The 21,303-nt window shown below is 63.0% G+C and carries 20 protein-coding genes; 11 read left to right on the forward strand and 9 right to left on the reverse strand.

Annotated features, from left to right (window positions below; translation table 11 throughout):
• Positions 1–34: 34 nt before the first annotated feature.
• A complete protein-coding gene (locus L8G49_RS17625; protein WP_242187037.1) occupies positions 35–1,135 on the forward strand; it encodes a hypothetical protein in 1,101 nt (366 codons plus the stop codon).
• Positions 1,136–1,276: 141 nt separating this feature from the next.
• On the opposite strand, the gene L8G49_RS21120 is transcribed toward L8G49_RS17625, so the two are convergent.
• Together L8G49_RS21120 and L8G49_RS17635 are read right to left on the reverse strand one after the other, a co-directional pair.
• On the reverse strand, positions 1,277–2,677 hold the full coding sequence (locus tag L8G49_RS21120; RefSeq protein ID WP_242187038.1) for a Fic family protein: 1,401 nt from the start codon (positions 2,675–2,677) through the stop codon (positions 1,277–1,279).
• A 310-nt stretch (positions 2,678–2,987) separates the two neighbouring features.
• Positions 2,988–3,347: a hypothetical protein gene (locus L8G49_RS17635; RefSeq protein WP_242187039.1), complete on the reverse strand. Its 360-nt coding sequence runs from the start codon at positions 3,345–3,347 to the stop codon at positions 2,988–2,990.
• A gap of 356 nt (positions 3,348–3,703) precedes the next feature.
• Here L8G49_RS17635 and L8G49_RS17640 point away from each other — a divergent pair, with 356 nt between their 5' ends.
• Both L8G49_RS17640 and gorA read left to right on the forward strand, forming a co-directional pair.
• Positions 3,704–4,639 (forward strand): VPGUxxT family thioredoxin-like (seleno)protein, type 2, encoded by a 936-nt coding sequence (locus tag L8G49_RS17640; protein ID WP_242187040.1) that lies wholly within the window; start codon positions 3,704–3,706, stop codon positions 4,637–4,639.
• 204 nt (positions 4,640–4,843) lie between these two features.
• Positions 4,844–6,190, forward strand: a complete 1,347-nt coding sequence (gene gorA / locus L8G49_RS17645) for a glutathione-disulfide reductase (RefSeq protein WP_242187041.1) — start codon at positions 4,844–4,846, stop codon at positions 6,188–6,190.
• 491 nt (positions 6,191–6,681) lie between these two features.
• On the opposite strand, the gene L8G49_RS17650 is transcribed toward gorA, so the two are convergent.
• The 3 genes from L8G49_RS17650 to msrA all read right to left on the reverse strand — a co-directional run bounded on the left by L8G49_RS17650 (position 6,682) and on the right by msrA (position 8,643).
• Positions 6,682–7,323: a DUF1109 domain-containing protein gene (locus tag L8G49_RS17650; RefSeq protein ID WP_242187043.1), complete on the reverse strand. Its 642-nt coding sequence runs from the start codon at positions 7,321–7,323 to the stop codon at positions 6,682–6,684.
• Positions 7,320–7,856, reverse strand: a complete 537-nt coding sequence (locus L8G49_RS17655; RefSeq protein WP_242187045.1) for a sigma-70 family RNA polymerase sigma factor — start codon at positions 7,854–7,856, stop codon at positions 7,320–7,322. The genes L8G49_RS17650 and L8G49_RS17655 overlap by 4 nt, the downstream gene beginning before the upstream one ends.
• 115 nt (positions 7,857–7,971) lie before the next feature.
• Positions 7,972–8,643, reverse strand: coding sequence for a peptide-methionine (S)-S-oxide reductase MsrA (msrA, locus tag L8G49_RS17660; RefSeq protein WP_242187046.1), 672 nt, complete (start codon positions 8,641–8,643; stop codon positions 7,972–7,974).
• Between the two features lie 157 nt (positions 8,644–8,800).
• Between msrA and msrB (L8G49_RS17665) the strand changes: the two genes are divergently transcribed.
• A complete protein-coding gene (msrB, locus tag L8G49_RS17665) occupies positions 8,801–9,253 on the forward strand; it encodes a peptide-methionine (R)-S-oxide reductase MsrB (protein WP_242187240.1) in 453 nt (150 codons plus the stop codon).
• Positions 9,254–9,266: 13 nt separating this feature from the next.
• Here msrB (L8G49_RS17665) and L8G49_RS17670 read toward each other — a convergent pair whose 3' ends face one another.
• The 3 genes from L8G49_RS17670 to tkt all read right to left on the reverse strand — a co-directional run bounded on the left by L8G49_RS17670 (position 9,267) and on the right by tkt (position 12,872).
• Positions 9,267–9,431: a hypothetical protein gene (locus L8G49_RS17670; protein ID WP_242187047.1), complete on the reverse strand. Its 165-nt coding sequence runs from the start codon at positions 9,429–9,431 to the stop codon at positions 9,267–9,269.
• A 169-nt stretch (positions 9,432–9,600) separates the two neighbouring features.
• Positions 9,601–10,788 (reverse strand): transaldolase, encoded by a 1,188-nt coding sequence (tal, locus tag L8G49_RS17675; RefSeq protein ID WP_242187048.1) that lies wholly within the window; start codon positions 10,786–10,788, stop codon positions 9,601–9,603.
• Complete coding sequence (gene tkt, locus L8G49_RS17680; protein ID WP_242187049.1) at positions 10,785–12,872, reverse strand: transketolase; 2,088 nt, start codon at positions 12,870–12,872, stop codon at positions 10,785–10,787. The genes tal and tkt overlap by 4 nt, the downstream gene beginning before the upstream one ends.
• 445 nt (positions 12,873–13,317) lie before the next feature.
• Here tkt and L8G49_RS17685 point away from each other — a divergent pair, with 445 nt between their 5' ends.
• The 3 genes from L8G49_RS17685 (at position 13,318) to L8G49_RS17695 (ending at position 16,080) form a co-directional block, all read left to right on the forward strand.
• Positions 13,318–13,806: a DUF417 family protein gene (locus tag L8G49_RS17685; RefSeq protein ID WP_242187050.1), complete on the forward strand. Its 489-nt coding sequence runs from the start codon at positions 13,318–13,320 to the stop codon at positions 13,804–13,806.
• Between the two features lie 30 nt (positions 13,807–13,836).
• Complete coding sequence (gene msrB, locus L8G49_RS17690; RefSeq protein ID WP_242187051.1) at positions 13,837–14,292, forward strand: peptide-methionine (R)-S-oxide reductase MsrB; 456 nt, start codon at positions 13,837–13,839, stop codon at positions 14,290–14,292.
• Positions 14,293–14,706: 414 nt separating this feature from the next.
• Positions 14,707–16,080: a lactonase family protein gene (locus tag L8G49_RS17695; protein ID WP_242187052.1), complete on the forward strand. Its 1,374-nt coding sequence runs from the start codon at positions 14,707–14,709 to the stop codon at positions 16,078–16,080.
• Positions 16,081–16,717: 637 nt separating this feature from the next.
• Here the strand turns inward: L8G49_RS17695 and L8G49_RS17700 are convergent.
• Positions 16,718–17,050 (reverse strand): DUF427 domain-containing protein, encoded by a 333-nt coding sequence (locus L8G49_RS17700; RefSeq protein WP_347272080.1) that lies wholly within the window; start codon positions 17,048–17,050, stop codon positions 16,718–16,720.
• Positions 17,051–17,197: 147 nt separating this feature from the next.
• Here L8G49_RS17700 and L8G49_RS17705 point away from each other — a divergent pair, with 147 nt between their 5' ends.
• The 4 genes from L8G49_RS17705 to L8G49_RS17720 all read left to right on the forward strand — a co-directional run bounded on the left by L8G49_RS17705 (position 17,198) and on the right by L8G49_RS17720 (position 21,261).
• Positions 17,198–17,722, forward strand: a complete 525-nt coding sequence (locus L8G49_RS17705; RefSeq protein ID WP_242187054.1) for a DUF4439 domain-containing protein — start codon at positions 17,198–17,200, stop codon at positions 17,720–17,722.
• Positions 17,723–17,900: 178 nt separating this feature from the next.
• Positions 17,901–18,893 carry an L-histidine N(alpha)-methyltransferase gene (gene egtD / locus L8G49_RS17710; RefSeq protein WP_242187056.1) on the forward strand — a complete coding sequence of 331 codons (993 nt, stop codon included), beginning with the start codon at positions 17,901–17,903 and terminating at the stop codon, positions 18,891–18,893.
• 46 nt (positions 18,894–18,939) lie between these two features.
• Positions 18,940–19,830: a fructose bisphosphate aldolase gene (locus L8G49_RS17715; protein WP_242187058.1), complete on the forward strand. Its 891-nt coding sequence runs from the start codon at positions 18,940–18,942 to the stop codon at positions 19,828–19,830.
• Positions 19,831–19,959: 129 nt separating this feature from the next.
• Complete coding sequence (locus tag L8G49_RS17720) at positions 19,960–21,261, forward strand: glycoside hydrolase family 130 protein (protein WP_242187059.1); 1,302 nt, start codon at positions 19,960–19,962, stop codon at positions 21,259–21,261.
• Positions 21,262–21,303 lie beyond the last annotated feature (42 nt).

Here is a 21,303-nt window from a genome sequence, read left to right on the forward strand (position 1 = left end):
CAATCAAGATATTACTAGCATAAGCTTAGACGCGATGGACGCCGCGCTCGATCTCCCCGGCTATGCGCATGCGCTTGGGCGCGCCCAGGCGGCGTGGCGGTTCGCGAGCGCGGAGCTGCGCAAGGCTTCGGCACTGGCCACGGTATCGGCGGCTTGGGACATCTACCTTCGCGACGCTGGCGCCGGCGACGTAGGGCCAGCGCACGAAACCACGATCGCGGCGGCGCAGCTGCTGTCCACCGACGATCCGCGCCGCGACGGCGTGCTGTTGTGGTTGGCGGACCATGCCGTGCCGGCGATCGCCGAGGCTGCCGCGACGCTCGCTCGCATGCTCGGCGCGACGCGGCGGTTCGGCACCGAGGATCAGGACCTGCTCGACGCTGCGCGCGATGCGCTCGCGATCTCTTCCGCAACGCCGGGACCGATCGGGACAGTCGTCGCGGCCGCGAGCGGGTCGAACCATGCCGTGCTGGAACCCCTCCTCATCGTGGCCGCCGCCGTTGATCGGCTGCGTGGCGATGCCGGCTTCCTCGAGGGCTCGGGCCACGAGGTGCGTCTGCCGCTGCCGCGCGGCACGCTCACCCGCTATGTCGCCGCCGCGCCCGCCGGCTGTTGGGCGCTCAACCTTGCCCTGCTGGGCGCCGGCGCGCACGCGGCGGGCGTGCCCCCGCCGCCCGGGTTGGCCTCACGCGCGTCGTTCCGCAGCGGTTTCGAGCCGGAGGAGATTGCTGGCGGTCTTGTCCGTGACGCCGCCGCCGGATGGAGCGGCGCCTACGACCGGCTCTCATGGCTGGAGCCGGAGCTCGCGCGCGGCCGCGACGCGCTCGCTCACCTCTCGCGCAACGCGCGAACCCGCCACGCCTGGCTTATCATCGCGCCGATGGGTTCCTGCACGCGCACGCAGCTCGCGCGCGCGCTAGGCCTGTCGCGCGCCGGCGCAGACATCCAGGCCTGCGCACTCGCGGTCGCCGGCCTTGTCACCCTCGGTGCTGGTGGGCAGATCGCCTGGACTCGGAAACGGCCAGTCGATGCGTCGGCGCCACCACTCGATCAGGGACCGCTCGGCGATGCCGTGTCGGACCTTGATGCAAATCTGGCACAGATTGATCGGCTGCTTGCGCGCACCGCCCGCTAACGACCTTCGTTCGCTGCGGGCAGCGATATCGAAACAGGCAGCGCAAGCTTATCCGCATGCTGCAATCTAAGCCGAGTCGCGCTACGTTCGCAACATCCGCCGCTTCAGGCAATACAGCGCGGAGGCTGGATCAGCGGCCGATCAGACCGGTTTCCATTCCTTCGACCAAGCCAAAAATTCAGACGGCCGGACCTGGTATCGCGCGAAATTGCCCTCGTGGAGTCCGAGCAGTTCGGTTTCGGCGATCTCGATGAATTGCTCCTGATCCTCAGGCTGCACCTCGTCACGCGCGACAGCGGTGAGATGCGTGCGTGCGGCCTGTCGGTCCATCGGCGCACGCACGATGTCGCGCACAGTGGTGCGCAGGCGGTCGCGATAGCGCAGACGGAAGGGGTCGGGTTCGCCCAGCGATTGCCGAACCGCGGCATAGCGGGCGGCCGAGCGCTCATAGGCCCACAGGAAGACGTCGCGCAGCGCCGCGACATCGTTCCGCTCGTACACGCCGAACGTCGCGCGCGCATAAAGATCGTTCGGCACGTCAATGAAAGACAAGGGCGCGAGATTGGCCTTAATCATGGGGATGTTGGCGGCAAGGCGCGAGACGCGCTTGTTCACGTCGTCAAAGGGCTGAAGGTAAGGCAGCTGAACCATCATGAAGAAGGCTTGCTCGAACGGGTCCAGAATGGCGGCAGCAGTGGCGAGCAGCTGGTCGAAATTCTCCTCGATCTGACCCGGTACTTCGAGTGGATGGAAGGCACAACCCTCGATCCCGACCGCGATATGGCGCAATCGCCCTACGGCGGTCGGGTCGGCGAGCAGATTGTTGGCGAGCAGCGCGTGGAGATTCAGAGCCGTGTAGCGATTGAAACCGATCTCATCGGCATTGGCGACGAGAAATTCGATGGCATCCTTGTGGTTGAGGATCATCTGCGCTTCGCGTTGCTCATGACCCTGGGCCACCTCTCCAAAGTCGAGCAGACGACGGGTGTCGAGAAGCGAATAGGTATTGCCTTCGAGGCGGCTCGAATTCCAGGCGAGATCGATCAGCAGCCGGTTAAGGATCTGTTTTGCATAGGTTCCGGCCGGTGCCGCCTGGATCTGCGGCCGGCCGATCTCGGCCAGGCGCGCGCGCGCGGCGTCGCCAAGATAGAAGCTCTCATTGGGTCGATAGCCATCGAGAAAGCTGCGGTCATAGCCGACCGGCTGGCGCAGCCCGACCGGTTGATGGACATAGGCGATCACCGCCTCACCTTCGGGTGAGAGCGGAATGATTGCCTCGGCTACGGCGGCGGCTCTGGCGTCGGCGTCACCCGCAACAGGGGCCAGGGCATTTCCGTCCGGATAGTAGCGCACGCCGCGACGCTCGCCGCTCGTTCGCAAACGGCCGGCTTTGACCAGTGCGCGTAAGTGGTACTGGAGAGTCCGGCGCGCACCTGGCGCATCGAGTGCCGCTTCGATCTGCGCATAAGACGCACCCTCAGGATATTCGGCGAGTACCGCCTCGATCGCGGCGAGCGAGTCGTCGGGAAGCGGACGGGCCACGGGAGCTCCTAGGTTGCGCGGACAATATGGTTTACGCAACTAAGCCTGTCAATGCGCAACTAAAGTGCGTTATGCGCAACATATTTCTGCGCGCAACTAAGCGCACTTTGCGCAATCATGGTTGCGCATAACTGGGGTTCAACGATTGGCTAACGGCGCCAACGCCATTCCGGTGCCCTTCAGAAATGCTGCTGGACGGCAGTGGGAACCTCCACCGAGCCGCCGACGGCAAACAAGACGTGGGCGCGACCGGCGATGATCGCGCCCACATGGTTCGAGGCAACCGACACCAGGATCTGAGAAGCCTAAATTACTCGAGACGAGACGCACCCAGCTTAGGGCGGCTGTATCGGCCTTCGAAACTTGCTCCTCGGTTCGGATCGCTGAACCTAATCCCGGCGGCCTCGCCGTTCGAACCGGCGATCCAGGCTAGGTCGTAGCTGGTGTATTCAGACGGCGGCCAGAATGACTGGAAACGTCCGTCTTCGTCTACTTTCCACCCTCCCGAGGAAGAATTCTCTCCCTCAGTGTAAACGGTGCGCCCATCCGCCGTGAAGACCTGTGTCGCGCCGTCAGCATAGGTGAATGGCGCGTGTGTCAGTGCGCTGGAGATGTCCGTTGCATCGATGAGGCCGCCATCCTTAACCCTGGATTCCTTGAATATGGACATATTATGCTCCGTCTGAATGGTGTGTCTGCAAGGCGCCTGCACGCATTGTCCGCGGCGACATGCCAATGTGGCCTGGCGCCGCGCCCTCCAGCGAACTCGCCTCCTCCAAGACTCGTTGCGAACGGGCTGCCGGTTACATGCCGCGGTCGCACACCTGACGCGCTCGTCAGGGAGCACTGAGATGACGAAGCAGTCCGAAAAATGGGAGATCCGAAAGCTATTGTGCTCGATCTGCGCCGGTGACTGACCAATAACGGCGTAGGGTTATGCGCCGCGCTATTGGTGACCGCGCGGATGCAAGCAGCTGGGAGAGGCCCCGATATTGTATTGCAAAATGGCCTCACTAGATTCCGTCAATGCAACAAAATTCCGTTTCTTTTCGAGAGCATCGTGAGCTCGGCGAAGTCGCTTGGCTGCGGGACCACGATCGCGGCCTGGCGCTGGCGTCCCGACAGGGCAAACCAGTTCTGCTGCTGTTCCAGGAGGTGCCCGGGTGCTCCACCTGCGTGCGCTTCGGCCAGGATGTTCTCGCGCATCCGTTGATGGTGGAATTGATTGCGGATCGGTTCGTGCCGGTGGCGATCTTCAATAACTATCCTGGTGCGGATGCCGAGATCCTGCGCCGTTACAACGAGCCATCGTGGAACAATCCTGTGGTGCGGTTCCTCGGGTCTGATGGAACCGAGCTCTCTCCCAAGCTGGCGGATCGGTACGACGCGCTGGGAATGCACGAAAAAATCACCTCCGTGCTCGAAATGGGCGGCGAAAATGTACCCGGTTACTTCCGCTTGCTGGGGCGAGATCTGCTGGTCAACTATGGCCAAAGCGATTGCGTAACCTACACGACCCCCTGCTTCTGGTCAGGCGAAACAAGTCTCGCCCAGCATCCCGCGGTAATCACGACAGAGGCCGGCTGGGTGGCTGGCGAGGAAGTGGTTCAGGTGCATTTCGATCCGCGCGAGGCCTCGCGCCCCGATCTGGATGCTTATGCCCGCGCTGAAGGGTTTAGCCCAACCGAAAGCGGCGGCTTCGAGATGGACCGCGAACCGCAGTTCTACCTGCGCAAGAATTCAGCCCGTCATCTGCCTTTAACGCCCGCCCAGCGGACGCGGATCAATCTGGCGGTACCCTACCGCAGTTCGCTCGCCGATCTGCTCAGCCCGCAGCAATCTGCTTGGCTTGCTGATCCGCAGTTGCAGCAGTCGAGCGCAGATGAAACTTATCGCCAAGACATTCGCCATAGCTGGCCGGCGCTAGCGGCGCAGCTTGGTCGGATTGAGAAGAAGACGTGATCATGCATGCCAACATCCCGATCTTGCCGCTTGGCTAATGCCGAGCGGGCGTGCCTAGACCACTGAAATAAGGGGCCCTGTTCGACGCTGATCACCCCGCTAACGGGATCTCTGTTCCACGCCAATCCAAAGGTTCGCCTCTGGTAACCAAATGCTGTGTTTGAGCGAGCACCCCAATGCGAACGGTGATCCTCGAGGTGATGTGTGGAAGAAGCAGAGTTCGACCTCTTCGTGATCGGTGCAGGGTCAGGCGGGGTGCGTGCGGCTAAAGTGGCCGCCGCTCACGGGGCTCGCGTCGGACTCGCGGAGGAATTCCGAATTGGCGGAACCTGCGTCATCCGGGGATGTGTGCCCAAGAAGATGCTATTCTACGGTTCGCACTTCGCTGAAGACCTCAAAGACGCGCGGCGCTTCGGATGGGATGTACCGGATTGTGCTTTTGACTGGATTACGCTGCGCGACAATGTGCTCGATGATGTCCGCCGATTGGAGCGCCTCTATACTGACGGCCTCGAACACGCTGGCGTCAGTCTGTTCCATGAGCGCGCTACCCTCTCCGGACCTCAGGAGATCACCCTGTCGAGCGGCCGGCGCGTGCGCGCCGGACGTATCCTTATCGCGACCGGCGCTCAGCCCGCCCGGCCGATTTGCCCCGGGGCAGAACACGGAATCACGTCGAACGAGGCCTTCGGCCTGGAGGCACTCCCGAAGCGGATCGTCGTTGTTGGCGGAGGCTATATCGCTAACGAGTTCGCCGGAATTTTCAACGAGCTTGGCTCCCATGTTACCCTGATCTGCCGGAGTCACACGATCCTGCAGCCCTATGACCCGAGCGTTCGGGACCGCCTGCTGAAAATCTCGATGCAAAAGGGCATCGTTTTCTGCTTCAACGCTGTGTTGGAGCACATCGACAAAGAGGAAGGCGGCGGTCTCTCAGTATATACGAAGGACAACGACCCCCTCAAGGCCGACCTCGTGCTCTTCGCAGTCGGCCGGCGTCCGAACAGCGCCAACCTCGGCCTCAAGCCGCTCGACGTTCGCATCGATCCGATCGGTGCAATCCTGGTGGATGAAGACAGCCAAACCTCGGTACCTTCTATCTTTGCGATTGGCGACGTGACCAATCGGATTCAATTGACGCCGGTCGCGATCCGGGAAGGCCAAGCGTTTGCCGATACGCAATTCGGCGGCAAGCCCACCCGCATGAGCTATGACTGCGTCTCGTCCGCGGTCTTCAGCCACCCCCCGATCGCGGCCGTCGGGTTGACCGAAGAGGCCGCGCGCGCGCTTTACGGCAATGTGAAGGTCTACTCGTCGGACTTCAGGCCTCTGAAGAATGTGCTCGCCAACAGACGGGAGAATGCATTCTATAAGATGGTCTGCGATGATGTGAGTGGCCGCATACTCGGATTGCACATGATCGGGCCCGAGGCGCCGGAAATCCTTCAGGCTGCGGCCATCGCCGTAAAGGCCGGGATCACCAAGACGCAATTCGAAGATACGATGTCGATCTTTCCGACAATGGCTGAAGAGCTCATCGAACTCGCCTGAATGACATGATCGAATTTAGCGAGAGTCCGACCCGGATAACGAGCTTGTGCGGGATTATCACGACGGGTGCGAAATGCTCGACCGATCGTCCGCGGCCAAACGGCTGCCAGCAAAGATCAAACCTATGGACCATTCGTGAGGTCGACTGTTGGCATCACGCGATATGATCCTCGACGACGATTATATGGAGACGGCTGACCACCTGACGATCGATTCGAACCGACTTTCCCACGGGTTCCGATGCGTTCAGTGGCGCCGGGACGAAGATAGCTCGCCGTATAGCTCCATCGAACGGGGGGTGAGCCTTTCTACGCATCGGAGCGGACGCTCGCCATCACGATCGCTCACGCCCTTTCGGGCGATCTATAACAGGCGGATCGACATACGCCTGAAGGATGGCATCACGACGATCATTGACCGCGTATGAGCTGCTCCTTGTCGTTGTTGCCAGGCGAAGCTGATCAAGCGTCGATCGAGCTACACGGCCGAGGCTACCAGCGTAGCAGTCGAGGGCCGACCAGCGCACCAATTCCTGCTGCCAGTAGGATGCCCAGGCTGTACCAGGTGAGCACGAAGATCGCGGACGCCTCGGGACAGTGTAGGCAGTAGATCGTCGCGGCCCAGGCGCCAGCGCCCAGGCCGGCCACAGCCCCCGCCGCCCGCAGGTGCGTCGGCGCGAGGCTTCGAAAAGACCAGAGGAGCCCGGCGAAGATCGGCGCCGACAACGCCAGCACGAACCAGGGACAGGAGATCCAGCTATCGCCGAGCCACATTGCAAGCCACTGCGTCGAGGGCGTCCGGGCCAGTTCGTCAACCCCGATCCCCGCCAAAATCAACACCGGTGCCGCGAGAAACCACAGCCCGGCAAGCGACCCCGGCGCGGGCCGCGCCAGGCGCGAGATCCCATATACCGCGCCGAGCCCAAGCGAAATCGTATAAGTCCACTTCATCCAGAAGGAGAAGCCGTGCATGGCGACCCGCAGGTCGGGGCGGACCCCAAGCATGGCCGTGACCAGAAGCATCGCCACTACGCAGCCGGCAGCGATACCCAGGCCGATCCGCTTTGCGACGGCCTGGGGGGGCACGCGGCGAACGTCCCGGCTAAGCGACTGGATGAGCTGTTCGGTGTTCATCGTGACGTGCCTCTGATCCTGGCGCTGAGCGCCTTCAGGCCGCGGTGGACCGAGACCTTCACGTCCGACTCTCCGATTCCGGCGCCGGCAGCGGCTTCCGCAACGCTCTTGCCATCGACATGGGTGTCGCGGATCGCGCGCGCCTGCTTGGGGGAGAGCGTCAGGAGGAGGTTGTCGACGTCCATGCGAGCGTTGGCGGCATCCTCGAACCCCTCGGTCGCGAGGATCGCTTCCACGTCCTCGATTGCCACCGTTTGGCGATGGCGCCGGTAGTGGTCAATCGCCCGATAGCGAGCGATTGCATACAGCCACGCGGTGAACGGGCGATTCCTGTCGAACGTCTCGCGGCGGGTATGCACGGCGATCAAGGTATCCTGTACGAGATCGTCGACGTCTTCGGCATGAGGTAGGCGGCGACGGTAGAAAGCTTGGAGAAGCGGCACGATCGCGCGTAGCAACAAGCCATGCGCCAGTGCATCGCCGTCAAGGCTGCCGATCATCAGCGTTTTGAGCTCGGCTTCGCTCGTTGCCATCCTCATTCCGAATTAACGTCGCTTGCCGCCAATCGGTTACAACACTGCCAGTTTCAACATAAGGCGCAGCACGCCGCCCGCGAAGACGATCCGCGAGCGGCGTACGAGCAGGTCGTCACGAGCGGTAGATGTTCGGCATGATGCGGCGCAGCGCGTCCACCTTCGGCGCGTCGTTGATGACGATGTACGGATAGGTCGGATTTTTCTCCAAGAAGCCCTGGTGATAGCCTTCTGCCGGGTAGAAGCGGGTGGTATGCTCGATCCGGGTCACAATCGGGCGCGTGAAGGTGTGCGACGCCGTGAGCTGCTGGAGATAGGCACGCGCGACCCGTTCCTGCCCGTCCGATTGCGGGAAAAGCGCGGTGCGGTACTGGGAGCCATGATCGGGCCCCTGTGCGTTCAACGTGGTCGGATCGGCGACGACCGAGAAATAGACGCGTAGCAGTTCGGCGTAGCTGACCTTAGCGGGATCGAAGACGACTCGAACCGCCTCCGCATGCCCGGTGGTCCCGGTCGATACCTCCTCGTAGGAGGGGGAGGTCGTGGTGCCGCCAGCGTAGCCGGACGTTGCCGAGACGACGCCCTTCACATGGTCGAACACGCCCTCGACGCCCCAGAAGCAGCCGCCGGCGAAAATCGCGGTTTCCGTCTTGCTCCCCACAGGCGCCGTAACGCGGGGCTGTGGCGCGTTGACGAATGTCTCGGTTGACGCACTGAGAGCCGAGGAAGCAGCCACCATCGCCAAAGCCAGGATGCCACCGAAGCCGATGTATGAAGCTGATTGCATAGCCGAAAACTCCTTTTCTGCCTGGACATACGCAGCGCAGAGCCTGGGAGTTACATGTAACCGTCCTCCGCGAGCGTGCGTATGACCGACCATGAACCAGACATTTGATCGCCGATCCGTTCTTACCGCCAGCGCTCTCGCGCTCGCCGGTGCCGTGATGACGGGCGCAGGCATGCCAGCGCTTGCAGCCGCGCCGCGACCGCTGCGCTTGACCGACGCCGAGTGGCGCCGGCGCCTTTCGCCGCGAGCCTACGCCGTGCTCCGGCAAGCCGCGACTGAGCGCCCGTTTTCAAGCCCGCTCAACTCGGAGCACCGTAATGGTATCTTCGTTTGCGCGGGCTGCAATCTGCCGCTGTTTGCCGCCCGAACGAAGTTTGACAGCGGCACCGGCTGGCCGAGCTTCTGGGCGCACTTGCCCGATGGGATCACGGAGAGGCGCGATACCAGCCTTTTCTTTGCGCGAACCGAGGTGCGCTGTGCTCGCTGCGACGGGCATCTCGGCCATGTCTTCGACGACGGTCCAAAGCCGACTGGGCTTCGCTACTGCATGAACGGCGATGCAATGCGGTTCGCGCCTGCCGGCCCCACCTCACATGAAGCCGCCGGCTGATCCCAATCTGTCATCACGCCGGTCGGGAGCGGATGCTCAGCCGAGCGGCTGCACGCCGGTCGCCGCGCGTCCACAAGCCGAGTGGCCGCGCGCGGGCCGCCTCGATCCAGGTGCATGTGAGACTGATCGCATCATGCACCGCGCTCGTTTCGGTGCGGTCGCGCCTCATCACGTTCATCGGCGTCGCATATTGAGAGGCGGGGGAGTACCCAACAACCATGAGGTTACTGGTGCAAGCTGCGTCACCCCACCGATACGCTGCGACCCGACAGCATTGCGATCGGGGTCAGCACGCGCTGTCGCGAGACGTCCTGGATAGCCGAAGCCGTCTGACGGATGCCCTGCTCTCAGGATCCGATCTGCGTGCCGAGCAGCTCCGAGCGCTTGCCCTCGACTGCCTGAAGAAGCGCGCGGCCCGCATCCGAAAACTGGCGAACGCCGGCGTCAACCAAGCGCGAGGTTACCTTGTCCAGATTTACGCCGAGGCGCTTGGCCTCTGCCAGCGTATGCTTGGCACCCTCAACATTCTCGGTCAGCGTTGGCCGAACGGTTCCGTGGTCGCGGAACGCGTCGATCGTCTTGGGAGGGATTGTGTTGACCGTGTCGCGCCCAATTAGGCTCTCGACGTAGAGCACGTCCGAATAGGCAGTGTTCTTGGTGCCGGTGGAGGCCCAGAGAAGGCGCTGGGGCAGGGCGCCCTTGTCCGCGAGAATGCGCCACCGTCCCGAGTGAACGACTTTGAGATAGTGCTGGTAGGCTATTTTGGCGTTGGCGATCGCGACCTTGCCTTTGAGGCCCTGCAGGGCATCGGCCGCCGGGTCCCCCTTGGCTACGCGCGTGTCGATCTCATCGTCGATCATCGCGTCGATACGACTGACAAAGAAGCTCGCGACGCCGGCGACCTGATCGACGGAATGCCCGCGATTGGCTCGGTCCTCAAGGCCGGATATATAGGCTTCCAGAACCTCCTTGTAGCGCTCGACCGCAAACAGCAGTGTCACGTTAACGTTGATGCCCTCTTCGATGAGCTGCCGGATCGCCGGCAGGCCCGCTTCGGTGCCGGGAACCTTCACCATCAGGTTGGGACGATCGATCCGCTGCCAGAGCCGGCGAGCCTCGGCGATGGTCGCCTGGGTGTCGGCTGCATGCTCCGGCGAGACCTCGATCGACACGAAACCATCGGTGCCGCTTTCCTGGTAGATCGGCATGAGCAGATCCGCCGTGGTCTTGATGTCCGTGATCGCGAGTGCTTCGTAGGATTCCACCACGCCCTTGTCTTCGCGCTTCAAATCCGTCGCCAGCTGCTCGTCATAAGCGTCGGTGTGGCCGATCGCCTTCTCGAAGATGGATGGGTTCGACGTCACGCCAGTCAGGCCGTCTTCGTCGATCAGCAGCTTGAGCTTGCCGGCTTCAAGGAAGCCGCGGTCGATGAAGTCGAGCCAAACCGACTGACCCTCCTGAGCGAGCTGCTTCAGCCGACTTCCACCAGACCCTCCCACTAGAGACGGGCCCGCTTCACCACGCTGCTCGCTCATGACCGAATCTCCTTTAACACGCGCCTTGCGACGCCGACGACATTCTCGACCGTGAAACCGAACTTCTCCTGAAGCTTCTCGATCGGGGCAGATTCGCCGAAGGTCGACATCGTGATCGTGGCGCCGTCCGTACCGACATAGCGTTCCCAGCCCATGTCGCCGGCTTGCTCGATCGCCACGCGGGCACGCACTCGGCGGGGCAGCACGTCGTCGCGATACTCCCTTTCCTGCTTCTCGAACCGATACCAGCTCGGGAGCGATACGACGCGGGCGGCGACCCCTTCCTTCAACAGTTCCTCGGCAGCTGCGGCCGCCAGGCTGAGCTCGGAGCCCGTTGCGATCAGGATCACGTCCGGTTCTGCGGTGTCGCGGGTCAGAACATAGCCGCCGCGCCGCAAGCCCTCCGCGGGCATGTAGATCGAGCGGTCGAGGGTCGGAAGTGCCTGCCGAGAGAGGATAAGACAGGTCGGGTGGTCCTTCGCCTCAAGTGCCATCCGCCATGCTTCCGACACTTCGTTGGCGTCTCCGGGCCGGATCACGTCAACTCCCGGGATCGCGCGCAACGCTGCCATGTGCTCGACGGGTTGGTGCGTCGGCCCATCTTCGCCGACACCGATCGAATCGTGGGTCAGGACGAAGATCGACGGGATCTCCATGATCGCGGCAAGCCGGATCGGTGGTCGCATGTAGTCGGTAAAGACAAGGAAGGTGGCGCCGAAGCCTCTGATCCCGCTCAACGTCATGCCGTTCATGACCGATCCCATGCCGTGCTCGCGAATGCCGAAGTGCATGTTGCGATCGCCATAGCTGTCCGCCTGAAACGAGCCCCCGTCCTTGAACAGCGTCTTGGTCGAAGGGGCGAGATCGGCCGACCCGCCGACGAGCCACGGAACTTTCGCTCCTATGGCATTCTGCGCCTTGTTGGCGGAATCCCGACTGGCGATGCCCTTCGCATCAACTTCGAACACAGGGAGATTGGCGGCCCAGCCGTCCGGCAGTTCGCCTGCCAGCATCGACTTCAGCTCTTGCCCGAGATCGGGATGCTCTTTCGCGTAACGCCCGACGAGGTTGGTCCAGGCGGAGACAAGCGGCGCGGTACGGTCGTGAAGCGCGCCGGAAAAGCGCTCGGAGACACCCTCCGGAACGTAGAAGAATTTGTCGGCAGGCCAGCCATAAGCCTGCTTGGTAGCCGCCACGGCGTCGGCACCCAGCGGCGAACCGTGCGCCTTCTCGCTATTTGCTTTCGGACTTCCCCACGCGATTGTCGATCGGACCAGGATGAAGGTCGGTCGATCATCGGTGCGGCGGAAATCCTCGATCGCCTCGTTGATGGCGACCGTGTCGTTCGCATCGTCGACCTCAAGGACGTTCCACCCATAGCCCCGGAAGCGCTGCGCGGTATCCTCGGAGAAGGCGAGGCTCGTGTGACCCTCAATGCTGATCCGATTGCTGTCGTAGATCCAGCACAGGTTGGAGAGCTTGAGATGGCCTGCGAGCGATGCGGCTTCGCTTGAGACACCCTCCATCATGTCGCCGTCGCCGCAAAGGACATAAACGTCGTGATCGAACAGGGTGAAGCCGGGACGGTTGTAGTGTGCTGCGAGCCAGCGTTCGGCCGCCGCCATGCCGACGGAGTTGCCGCAGCCTTGGCCGAGAGGTCCGGTCGTGGTCTCGACCCCCGTCGTCAGCCGGTACTCCGGATGTCCCGGCGTCTTGGATCCCAGCTGACGAAATCGCATTATGTCTTCGAGGCTAACTGCCAGTTTTCCGGTCTTGCAGCTGCTGCGATCCACTTCCTCGACTCGAGCGAGATGAAGAAGCGAGTACAGCAGCATGGACGCGTGACCGATGGAAAGTACGAAGCGGTCACGATTGGGCCAGTCGGGTGTGGCCGGATCGAACCTTAGATGCCGGCTCCAGACGGTGTGGGCAACCGGTGCCATCGAGAGTGGCGTACCTGGGTGCCCGCTGTCCGCCTTCTCAACCGCGTCGATCGCGAGCGCCCGGATCGTATCGATCTCGCAGCGATCGGGCGAACCGTCCGAGGCATACGGAGACAAGGGTGTCGTAACGGCGTCGTGCATGGGGCCTCCTGGCCGGTATCGACCCTCAAGCGGTGTTCGGTGGCGGTTTCCGATGTAGTCGCCGCAGAAGGAGCCTTGGTTACATAAGCTGCTCTGCCCACTGGACGAGCCGTTTGCGCTGGTGGGGCAGGCAACCGCTCGCGAATAGCGCTCGCTCGCGTCGCCGGGCCTGAGATGGGGGCAGCCGGGGCACAGCAGCGACATTCAAGGACAGCACGTTTGGAAGAAGTGTTCCGTGGCAGCCGCCCTCAACCAAGCTTATTCAAAAGCTCAACGCGAACCGGCTTGCGCGGGCTTCTCACCAAGCTGCGGTGCCGGTCTAGCGGGCACATGTAACCAGTGGCCCCGACCCGACGATTAAGCGCGGTAGCGGTTCGAGCGATGACTGCCGGCCGCACGCTTGCAAGCCCCGTCCTGGGCGCAAACCAGAAAAGGAAGTCGAACTATGAAGCCCAGTTTCATCATCGCCGAACGCGGCGCGGGCTCCTTTCGCGATCTGGCGTTCCTGCGATGGGCGTTGGCAGTCGTGTTCCTTTGGTTTGGCTGCATGAAATTCACCGCCTATGAGGCGAACGGCAACGCCGGCCTGATCGGCCACAGTCCGGTTCTCGGGTGGATGAACACGGCGTTTGGGATCCAAGGGGCTAGCCACGTGATCGGCGTCATCGAGCTTTCGACCTTTGCGATGCTCGTGCTGGGATCCTTCGTTCCCGTCGCATCCGCCATTGGTGCCGCTATGTCGGCCACGACGTTCGTGATCACGCTCACGTTCTTCGCGAGCACTCCAGGCGTAGCCGAGCCGACGGCGGGCGGCTTCCCCGCGATCTCCGCGCTTCCGGGCCAGTTCCTCTTGAAGGACCTCGTCCTGCTCGCGGCATCGATTACGCTACTCCGCGCCTCGCTCCGCTTGCGCGGCCAATCGACTCCGCAGTGAGATTGCACCTCGAGGCTGAGGAACAGTTACATGTCACGATATGAGAGATCGCCGGACGCGATTGCGCGCCTCACGCCCGAACAATACCGTGTAACGCAGGAATCCGCGACCGAGAGTCGCTTCATCAACGAATTCTGGCGCCATAAGGAAGGCGGCATCTATGTTGATGTCGTCTCCGGCGAGCCGCTCTTCACGTCGCTCGACAAGTTTTCGAGCAACTCGGGCTGGCCCAGTTTCTCCAAGCCGGCGGACCTCGCGAATATCGTCGAGCGACAGGATCCGGCCTATTCCGATCCTACCAACGAGGTTCGCTCGGCGCACGGCGACAGCCATCTCGGCCACGTGTTCGACGATGGACCAGCGAATTTGGGAGGCCTGCGCTACTGCATCAACTCCGCCGCTTTGCGCTTCGTCCCCGCCGATCGGTTGGAGGCGGAGGGCTATGGCGAGTATAGCCGTCTCTTTCGCAATCCAAAGGACGAGTAGGCGTCCGAACTTGGCGGCCACCCTACGTCATTGAAATGATTGGCGCCTGATTGGCGCCGTTGTCCGTCGGGTGCGGCACTTTGCGCGAAGCAGCATGCCTCATCGACCGCCATCCTGAACATGGTGATATGAACCTGCTCGAGGTTCGGTCGTCTAAACACGCGGCGAGGGCTCGGGCGAAGCGTCTCGCTTGTCCTAGCCCCGTCTCAAGCGATCAGCCTCCAAGAAACCCGACACGGGGCACACGCCGTCGCCAGTATCGGAGAAATGTGGGTGTCGAGCCGGTCTCCGCTGAACGGCTGCGTAGTCTCGCCGAGAACAGCTGTAACCTCAACAGTGGCTGCTCCGACAGAACGGCAGGGTCGAACAGTGCGCGGGTGCGCGAAGTCGACGGTTCTAAACGGAGTATTAGAAATGCACACGTCAGCACGCCACCTCATGATGATCGCAGCGCCAATGGTCGGCGCCGCCTTGTTGTCAGCGCCGCCGCTTCATGCCCAGGCCAGTAAGCGCGTCGTCGGCTACCTCTACACGACTACCAATGGGCAAGAGGCCAACTCGGTGGTACGGCTCGCGCGCTACGCCGACGGCAGTCTCGGCGACGAGAAGACCTATTCGACCGGCGTGCGCGGCGGCGCCAACCACAACGCTCCCGCAGTCGGCGACTATGACGCGCAGGGGCAGACGCGTATCATCGGCCACTACCTGCTGACCGCCGACATCGGCGCGAACATGGTGTCGGTGTTCCGCATCGATCGCCCGACCGGCGCGCTGACCTTCGTCGCCAATGTTCCCTCGCACGGAAACAAGCCGGTCTCGATCACGTCGACGCCCGTGCGGGGCCAGCCCGGCAAATATTGGGTCGCAGTCGGCAATCAGTGGGACCAGCCGACGGTGATCTATGACGGCGCCAAGCTTAACCGGCTGCCGAGCGACAAGTTCCTGCAGGGCGACCTCAGCAAGCCGGACGCATCCGACGCGAACCGCACGATCGTCCTCTACCAGCTCGACGACGCGAAGGGATCGCTCGGCTACGTGCGCACGCTGGACCACTATCCGCGCGCGAACGGCGGCACGGCGGAGATCTCGTTCAGCCCGGACGGCAACAAGCTCGCCGTGACCACCTGGGGCATCCCGCACTTCCTGACGGAGCATCCCCTGCTGAAGGAAATGCACCCGAGCCGGGTCTACATGTACGACTTCGCAAACGGCATGGTTAGCCACCGCCGCCATTTCGAGGAGCCGGGCATCGCAGGCAGCGTGGGCTTCGAATGGAGCCGGAATGCCGACAAGTTGTACGTTACGAACTTCTCGCTGACCGACGCCAAATCGTCGAACGGGCTGACCGTGCTGCAGGACAACCACGACCGATTGGTCAAGGTGGCGAACTTCGCGACCGGCCGGACCAATCCCAAGGACGTCGACGAGGCGTGCTGGAGCGTCATGAACCCGTCGAAGACGATGCTGTACGCCGTCAGCTTCGTGAGCAACGTCATCACCCCGTTCCGGCTCGATCCCGCGACCGGCAAGGTGCTGGCGCGTCTGCCGCTGGTCACAAGGAGCGGCTATTCACCGGCCAACGACTCCAAGGACGCGGTGATCACGCGCGACGGCAAGCACCTCTATTGGCTGGGTTCACTCCAGTCCTATTCGGTCAACTGGTACAATCTCGGTGCCGACGGCCGGGCGACCTATGCGGGGCAATATACCCTGAACGCGACCAAGGCGGCGGTGGGCAAGCCCGGCGTCTACGATTTGGCCGGCATTGCCCAATACGACCTGCCCTGAGGTCGCAAGCTTGCGCCGCGGGCACGCGCATAGCGCAGGCTCGCGGCGTGTGCCGTTCACTGGGCTTGAACGGAGCCGGAGACGATGTCGCCGAGTTCCTTTAATTGAGAGAACGGCACGGTCGTGCGTTGCGGCAGATACAGGACCCGCCTGCCCGGGCGATGGAGTGACGCGCATGCACCTGTCCCGGCCCGCGATCGAGGTCCTCTTCCGGGCGTCCTGTACTTCTTGGAAATGCACCAGCTCACCTCGCCGGTCCCCCGCTTGGCGGCGATGCTCGCGGAATAGGGCGATATCGATGCAGTCCCCGAAATCTACTACGAATCTGAGCCGGCCGGGATTGTGCTCGGTTTCGACGCCGCCAGCACGGATCCCGGCAATAGGCTGAGCTTTGCCAAGCCAGCAGCACCCAGCGATGCCGAAGTTCGAGCGGCGTGTTTCTGTGCCACCGATATTCATTTTGGGCGCTGGGCGAGGGGCGTTTCAACGACGGCGTGCCCGAATGGCGGGCCTGAAAGCGGAAGCGATGTCCATCTGGGGCCGTCAGGTCTTGCATGTCCCGTTGGCCGGGTGCGGGCGACCCGACGCAGTCCCCGCACCCGTCCGCACCCGATCACCGGGAATGTCGGCAGGTATGCTACCTAGCCGATCTCGACCCCCTTCCAGAAGCGACGTGATCCTTGATCTCCGCGGCGGCGGGTTTGGGATCGGGATAGTACCAACCCGCGTCGACATTCTCATCCGCGTCGACGCGGATGGAATAGTAGTGTGCGCTCCCTTTCCATGGGCAAGTCGATGTCGTCTCGGTCGGAACGAGCAGACCGCGTCGGACGGAGCCAGGCGGGAAATAATGATTGCCTTCGATCATGATGGTGCTGTCGCTGTCCGCGATCACCATCCCGTGCCACCGTGCCTGCACCATGTCTTTTCTCCGTTTGAGGCCAATGCCGACGAGGGTCGACTCTTTCAATTCGGTCCAGGCCGCGCGCTTGTTACTCGTCGGCGGCGGAGCCCGTGGCGGCGGACGTCGTTCCGATCCGTGACGTAGCCGCCGGCATCGGCCGGCGCGCACGATCCCGGCGTAACCTCCTAAAGCCCTGCGCCGAGTTCCACAGTGATGATGGACGCGCGTTCATCGACGCGAATAAAGGAGATGACGGCAATGCATACGGAAGACACGGCGACGGATCGGCACACCTCTGATCTGGACATCATTCAGTCCGCGTTGGTTTACGAGCATGAAGGGATCGCCGCTTACCGGCTTGCCGGTGCCAGCGGTTTGCTGACTCCTGACACGCTGAAGGCGGCGGGTCTGTTCAGGGGGCATCATGAAGCGCATCGCGACCAACTAGCCAGCCTGGTCATCGAGACCGGCGGCTCGCCAGTCGAGCCGAAGAGCGACGAGCAATATGTTGCCGAACTCAAGCTCGCCACGCTCAGGACCGAGGCCGACATCGTGAGGCTCGCGACCGAGCTCGAACGCGGCGCCGCGACCGGCTATATCGGCCAGATCAAGGGTTTGCGGGACCGGCGGCTCGCCCATCTGTTCGCGCAGATGTCGGCCGACGAGATGACGCACTGGACGACGCTCAACAACGCGGCGGGCGTTGCGTTGCCGGCGATGGCCTTCCAGTTCGGCTGACACTGGCGCGCGCCGCGGCGCCAAATGGCCGCTGCAAGCGTCGAGCGGCGCGGCGCTTGGCCAAGGGGGCGTCGTCTGGACCATCGCGGGCTGCGAAACGCTCATCTAGGCAACCATCGGTGTAACCAAATGCAGGATGCACCCGAGCAGAGTGCGAGACCTTTTGTTCGAGGAAGCAATGACCGCCGCCATCGCCGTCCAAGCCGCCCCCAACCGATCAACCTTTTCGGCCGACGAGGTCGGAGTCGGTGCCGCGCAGCGCGAGTCGCTTCGCCAGGACGTCGTCTCCGGCCTGTCGCAACGCCCAAAGGCCCTGCCGAGCCGGTGGCTCTACGACGACGTCGGGTCGGACCTGTTCGAGGCGATCACCGTCCTTGAGGAATATTACCCGACCCGCACCGAGATGATGATCCTGTCCGACAACCGAGCGCGCATCGCCGATTTTATCGGCTCCGGAGCCGCCATCATCGAATATGGCGCGGGCTCCGCGCGCAAAACGGAACCCCTGCTTGCCAGCCTCGACCGCCCTTCAGCCTATGTGCCCGTCGACATTGCGGGCGGCTTCCTCGAGTCAACTGTTGCTGCTTTACGGCTTCCCTATCCCGTCCTCCCGGTCGTCGCCGATTTCACGCAAGACTTCCGTTTGCCTGATCTGCCGCACAAGGCCCGTCGCGTGGCCTTCTTCCCTGGCTCAACCATCGGCAATCTGGATCGCATCGAAGCTCGCCTTCTCCTGCAGCGAATGCATCGACAGGTCGGCATTGGTGGGGGAGCCGTGATCGGCGTCGATCTCATCAAGGACGTCGACATCCTCATTCCCGCCTATGACGATGCTGCAGGCGTGACTGAGGCGTTCAACCTGAACTACCTCTGGCGGATCAATCGCGAGCTGGGCGCCGACTTCCAGCCCGAGCGGTTCCGGCACCGGGCGCAGTGGAATGTCCGCGAGCAGGCGGTCGAGATGCATCTCGTCAGCACGGACGCGCAGACGGTATCGATTGATGGTCGCGGCTTCCGCTTTGCGGCGGGCGAGACGATCCACACCGAGAGTTCGCGAAAATACGATGCCGCCGGCATCCAACGGCTTGCGGACGACAGCGGCTGGAAGGTCGGCGAGATTTGGACGGATGATGCGAGCCTGTTCGCGGTCGTCGGGCTGATTGCCGCCTGATGTGGACCATCGCGTACGCGTCCCGTCAACTGACAGGAACGAGCCCATGCTGACGTCCGAAATGATGCACAAAGTCGAGAACGCACCCGGCTTTGTCGCGGCCCTGGATCAGAGCGGGGGTTCCACGCCGGGCGCGCTCGAAGCCTATGGCGTAGATCGGAGCACCTTCGGCAGCGAGGCGGCGATGTTCGATCTTATCCATGCGATGCGCGAGCGGATCATCCTCACACCTGCTTTCCGGGGCGATCGGATTATCGGCGCGATCCTTTTCGAAGGGACGATGGACAGGGCCATAGCCGGCGTGCCCGCGCCTAGCTTCCTCTGGGAGCAACGTGGCGTCGTGCCGTTCGTGAAGGTCGATCAGGGGCTCGAGGCGGAACGGGCGGGCGTCCAGCTCATGAAGCCAACGCCCGGACTTGAAGACCTCCTGCGCCACGCGTGGTCGCTGAACGTCTTCGGGACCAAGATGCGGTCGGTGATCCGTCTCGCCGATCAGGAGGGTATCGATGCGGTCGTTGACCAGCAATTCGACCTTGCCCTTCTGATTGCACGTGCCGGGCTAGTCCCGATCGTCGAGCCCGAAGTTCTGATTGCCAGCCCCGTCAAGGCCGATGCCGAGACATGCCTTCGCGACGCGCTTCTGCGTCGTCTGGATCAGCTTGATGCCGACACGCGGATAATGCTGAAGCTGACGATACCCGTCACGCCCGATCTTTACCGGGATTTGATGGCGCATGACCGGGTCGTCCGGGTTCTCGCATTATCGGGCGGCTATGACCGCAGCACAGCGTGCGATCGCCTCGCGCTGAACCATGGCATGATCGCGAGCTTCTCGCGTGCATTGATCGGCGACCTGCGAGAGGCGATGGCGGACGAGGAGTTCGACAGCGTCTTCGCCGCGGCCGTGCGGCAAATCTACCAGGCATCCATCGTGTAGCGCGGAGGGGTGTCTGGTCGTCGAGGGAATCGGGCTGGGCACAACTCTTCTCAAAGCGCTTCCCCATATAACAACCGTGATCCTACCCGCGACCCGCCCCAAAGACGCCCTAATTTCCGGAGGTATCCGATGCTGCCCCGCGCCGCTATCATCGACCGCTCGCCCATCATCATCAAACCCGATCCGACGCGGACTGTGGTTCGTCCCTTTTCACCCGGTGATCCCGCTCCTTTCGCGATGTCCGATCTTCCTCGTGCGCTGCGGATCGCTGACCGCGTGCTCGCCCTTACCACCGCGACGATCGACGCGCGGCTCGCCGACTTCATGCAATCGCTGTCCGAGCGACATCGGGACGTGCCAGCGGTCCTTGATCGTCGGTACGGCGAGCTCCGGGACATCTTTGCCGGACGCGAGGTCAGCCACGTGCAGGCCCGTCTGATTGCAGCCTATATGCTTGAGGAATATTCGTTCGAGGCGGCCGCGCTCTTCAACCCCAGCATGGTACCCCACTGGGATCAGTCGCGTGCCGCGCCGGGATCGACGCCGTTCGTCATGTCGCTGCGGGGGATCGGTGAAGGGCATGTCTCGTCCGTAACCTTTCGCACCGGCCGCTGGTCCGCTGCCGACGGTTTCACGATCGACCCGCCGGGCACGGTCTCGGTCGCGCCGGTGATCGAGATGATGGGTAGAGGCGACGGCGATGTGATCGCCACGCTGCATTGCGGTGGCAGTGAGCTGCTGTCGGAAACCGTGCTCTTCCCAATTCTGCCCAGCCAGGCCCGCGGCATTGAGGACATGCGGCTCGTCCGGTTTACGGAAGAAGATGGATCGACCCGCTATCTGGGCACCTACAGCGCCTTCAATGGCACCGATGTGCGCCAGGAGCTGCTCGAGACCCCGGACTTCGTCACCTTCACGATGCGGCGGATTAGCGGCGTCGTCGCGGGGGCGAAGGGGTTAGCGATCTTCCCGAGGCGAATCGGCGGCCGCTATTACGCGCTCTCGCGCCACGACAATGAGAATGTCTGGTTGATGGCGTCCGACAGTCTCTACGAGTGGTCCGAGGGCGAGCGGCTTCTGCGGCCGGAGCACGAATGGGAGTTTGTACAGCTGGGCAATTGCGGGTCGCCGTTGGAGATCGAGGAGGGCTGGCTGGTGCTGACCCACGGCGTCGGCGCGCTCAGGAATTATGCCATTGGCGCGTGTCTGCTCGATCGCGACGACCCGTCCCGCGTCCTTCGCAGGGCCGTTCTGCCGGTGCTCGAGCCCAGTCCCGAGGACCGAGACGGCTATGTACCCAACGTCGTCTACAGCTGCGGAGGCATGATCTGCGGGCGGACGCTGCTGCTGCCCTACGGCGTTGCCGACACCTTCGCGACCTTCGCGACCGTGGACGTTGATCGCCTGCTCGACAGCATGGAGTCTGTGTAGTTCGAGGAACGGCAACGCGGGGAACGACGCGGCGCAGGCGCA

Source organism: Sphingomonas sp. CARO-RG-8B-R24-01, assembly GCF_022662295.1.
In the GTDB taxonomy this organism is placed as follows: domain Bacteria; phylum Pseudomonadota; class Alphaproteobacteria; order Sphingomonadales; family Sphingomonadaceae; genus Sphingomonas.

Coding starts and splice junctions, on each gene's coding strand:
- L8G49_RS17625 (WP_242187037.1), top strand. CDS start 35: ATGGACGCCGCGCTCGATCTCCCCGGCTATGCGCATGCGCTTGGGCGC.
- L8G49_RS17635 (WP_242187039.1), bottom strand. CDS start 3,347: ATGTCCATATTCAAGGAATCCAGGGTTAAGGATGGCGGCCTCATCGAT.
- L8G49_RS17640 (WP_242187040.1), top strand. CDS start 3,704: ATGCAACAAAATTCCGTTTCTTTTCGAGAGCATCGTGAGCTCGGCGAA.
- L8G49_RS17650 (WP_242187043.1), bottom strand. CDS start 7,323: ATGAACACCGAACAGCTCATCCAGTCGCTTAGCCGGGACGTTCGCCGC.
- L8G49_RS17655 (WP_242187045.1), bottom strand. CDS start 7,856: ATGGCAACGAGCGAAGCCGAGCTCAAAACGCTGATGATCGGCAGCCTT.
- msrA (WP_242187046.1), bottom strand. CDS start 8,643: ATGCAATCAGCTTCATACATCGGCTTCGGTGGCATCCTGGCTTTGGCG.
- msrB (WP_242187240.1), top strand. CDS start 8,801: ATGACGGGCGCAGGCATGCCAGCGCTTGCAGCCGCGCCGCGACCGCTG.
- L8G49_RS17670 (WP_242187047.1), bottom strand. CDS start 9,431: ATGAACGTGATGAGGCGCGACCGCACCGAAACGAGCGCGGTGCATGAT.
- tal (WP_242187048.1), bottom strand. CDS start 10,788: ATGAGCGAGCAGCGTGGTGAAGCGGGCCCGTCTCTAGTGGGAGGGTCT.
- tkt (WP_242187049.1), bottom strand. CDS start 12,872: ATGCACGACGCCGTTACGACACCCTTGTCTCCGTATGCCTCGGACGGT.
- L8G49_RS17685 (WP_242187050.1), top strand. CDS start 13,318: ATGAAGCCCAGTTTCATCATCGCCGAACGCGGCGCGGGCTCCTTTCGC.
- msrB (WP_242187051.1), top strand. CDS start 13,837: ATGTCACGATATGAGAGATCGCCGGACGCGATTGCGCGCCTCACGCCC.
- L8G49_RS17695 (WP_242187052.1), top strand. CDS start 14,707: ATGCACACGTCAGCACGCCACCTCATGATGATCGCAGCGCCAATGGTC.
- L8G49_RS17705 (WP_242187054.1), top strand. CDS start 17,198: ATGATGGACGCGCGTTCATCGACGCGAATAAAGGAGATGACGGCAATG.
- egtD (WP_242187056.1), top strand. CDS start 17,901: ATGACCGCCGCCATCGCCGTCCAAGCCGCCCCCAACCGATCAACCTTT.
- L8G49_RS17715 (WP_242187058.1), top strand. CDS start 18,940: ATGCTGACGTCCGAAATGATGCACAAAGTCGAGAACGCACCCGGCTTT.
- L8G49_RS17720 (WP_242187059.1), top strand. CDS start 19,960: ATGCTGCCCCGCGCCGCTATCATCGACCGCTCGCCCATCATCATCAAA.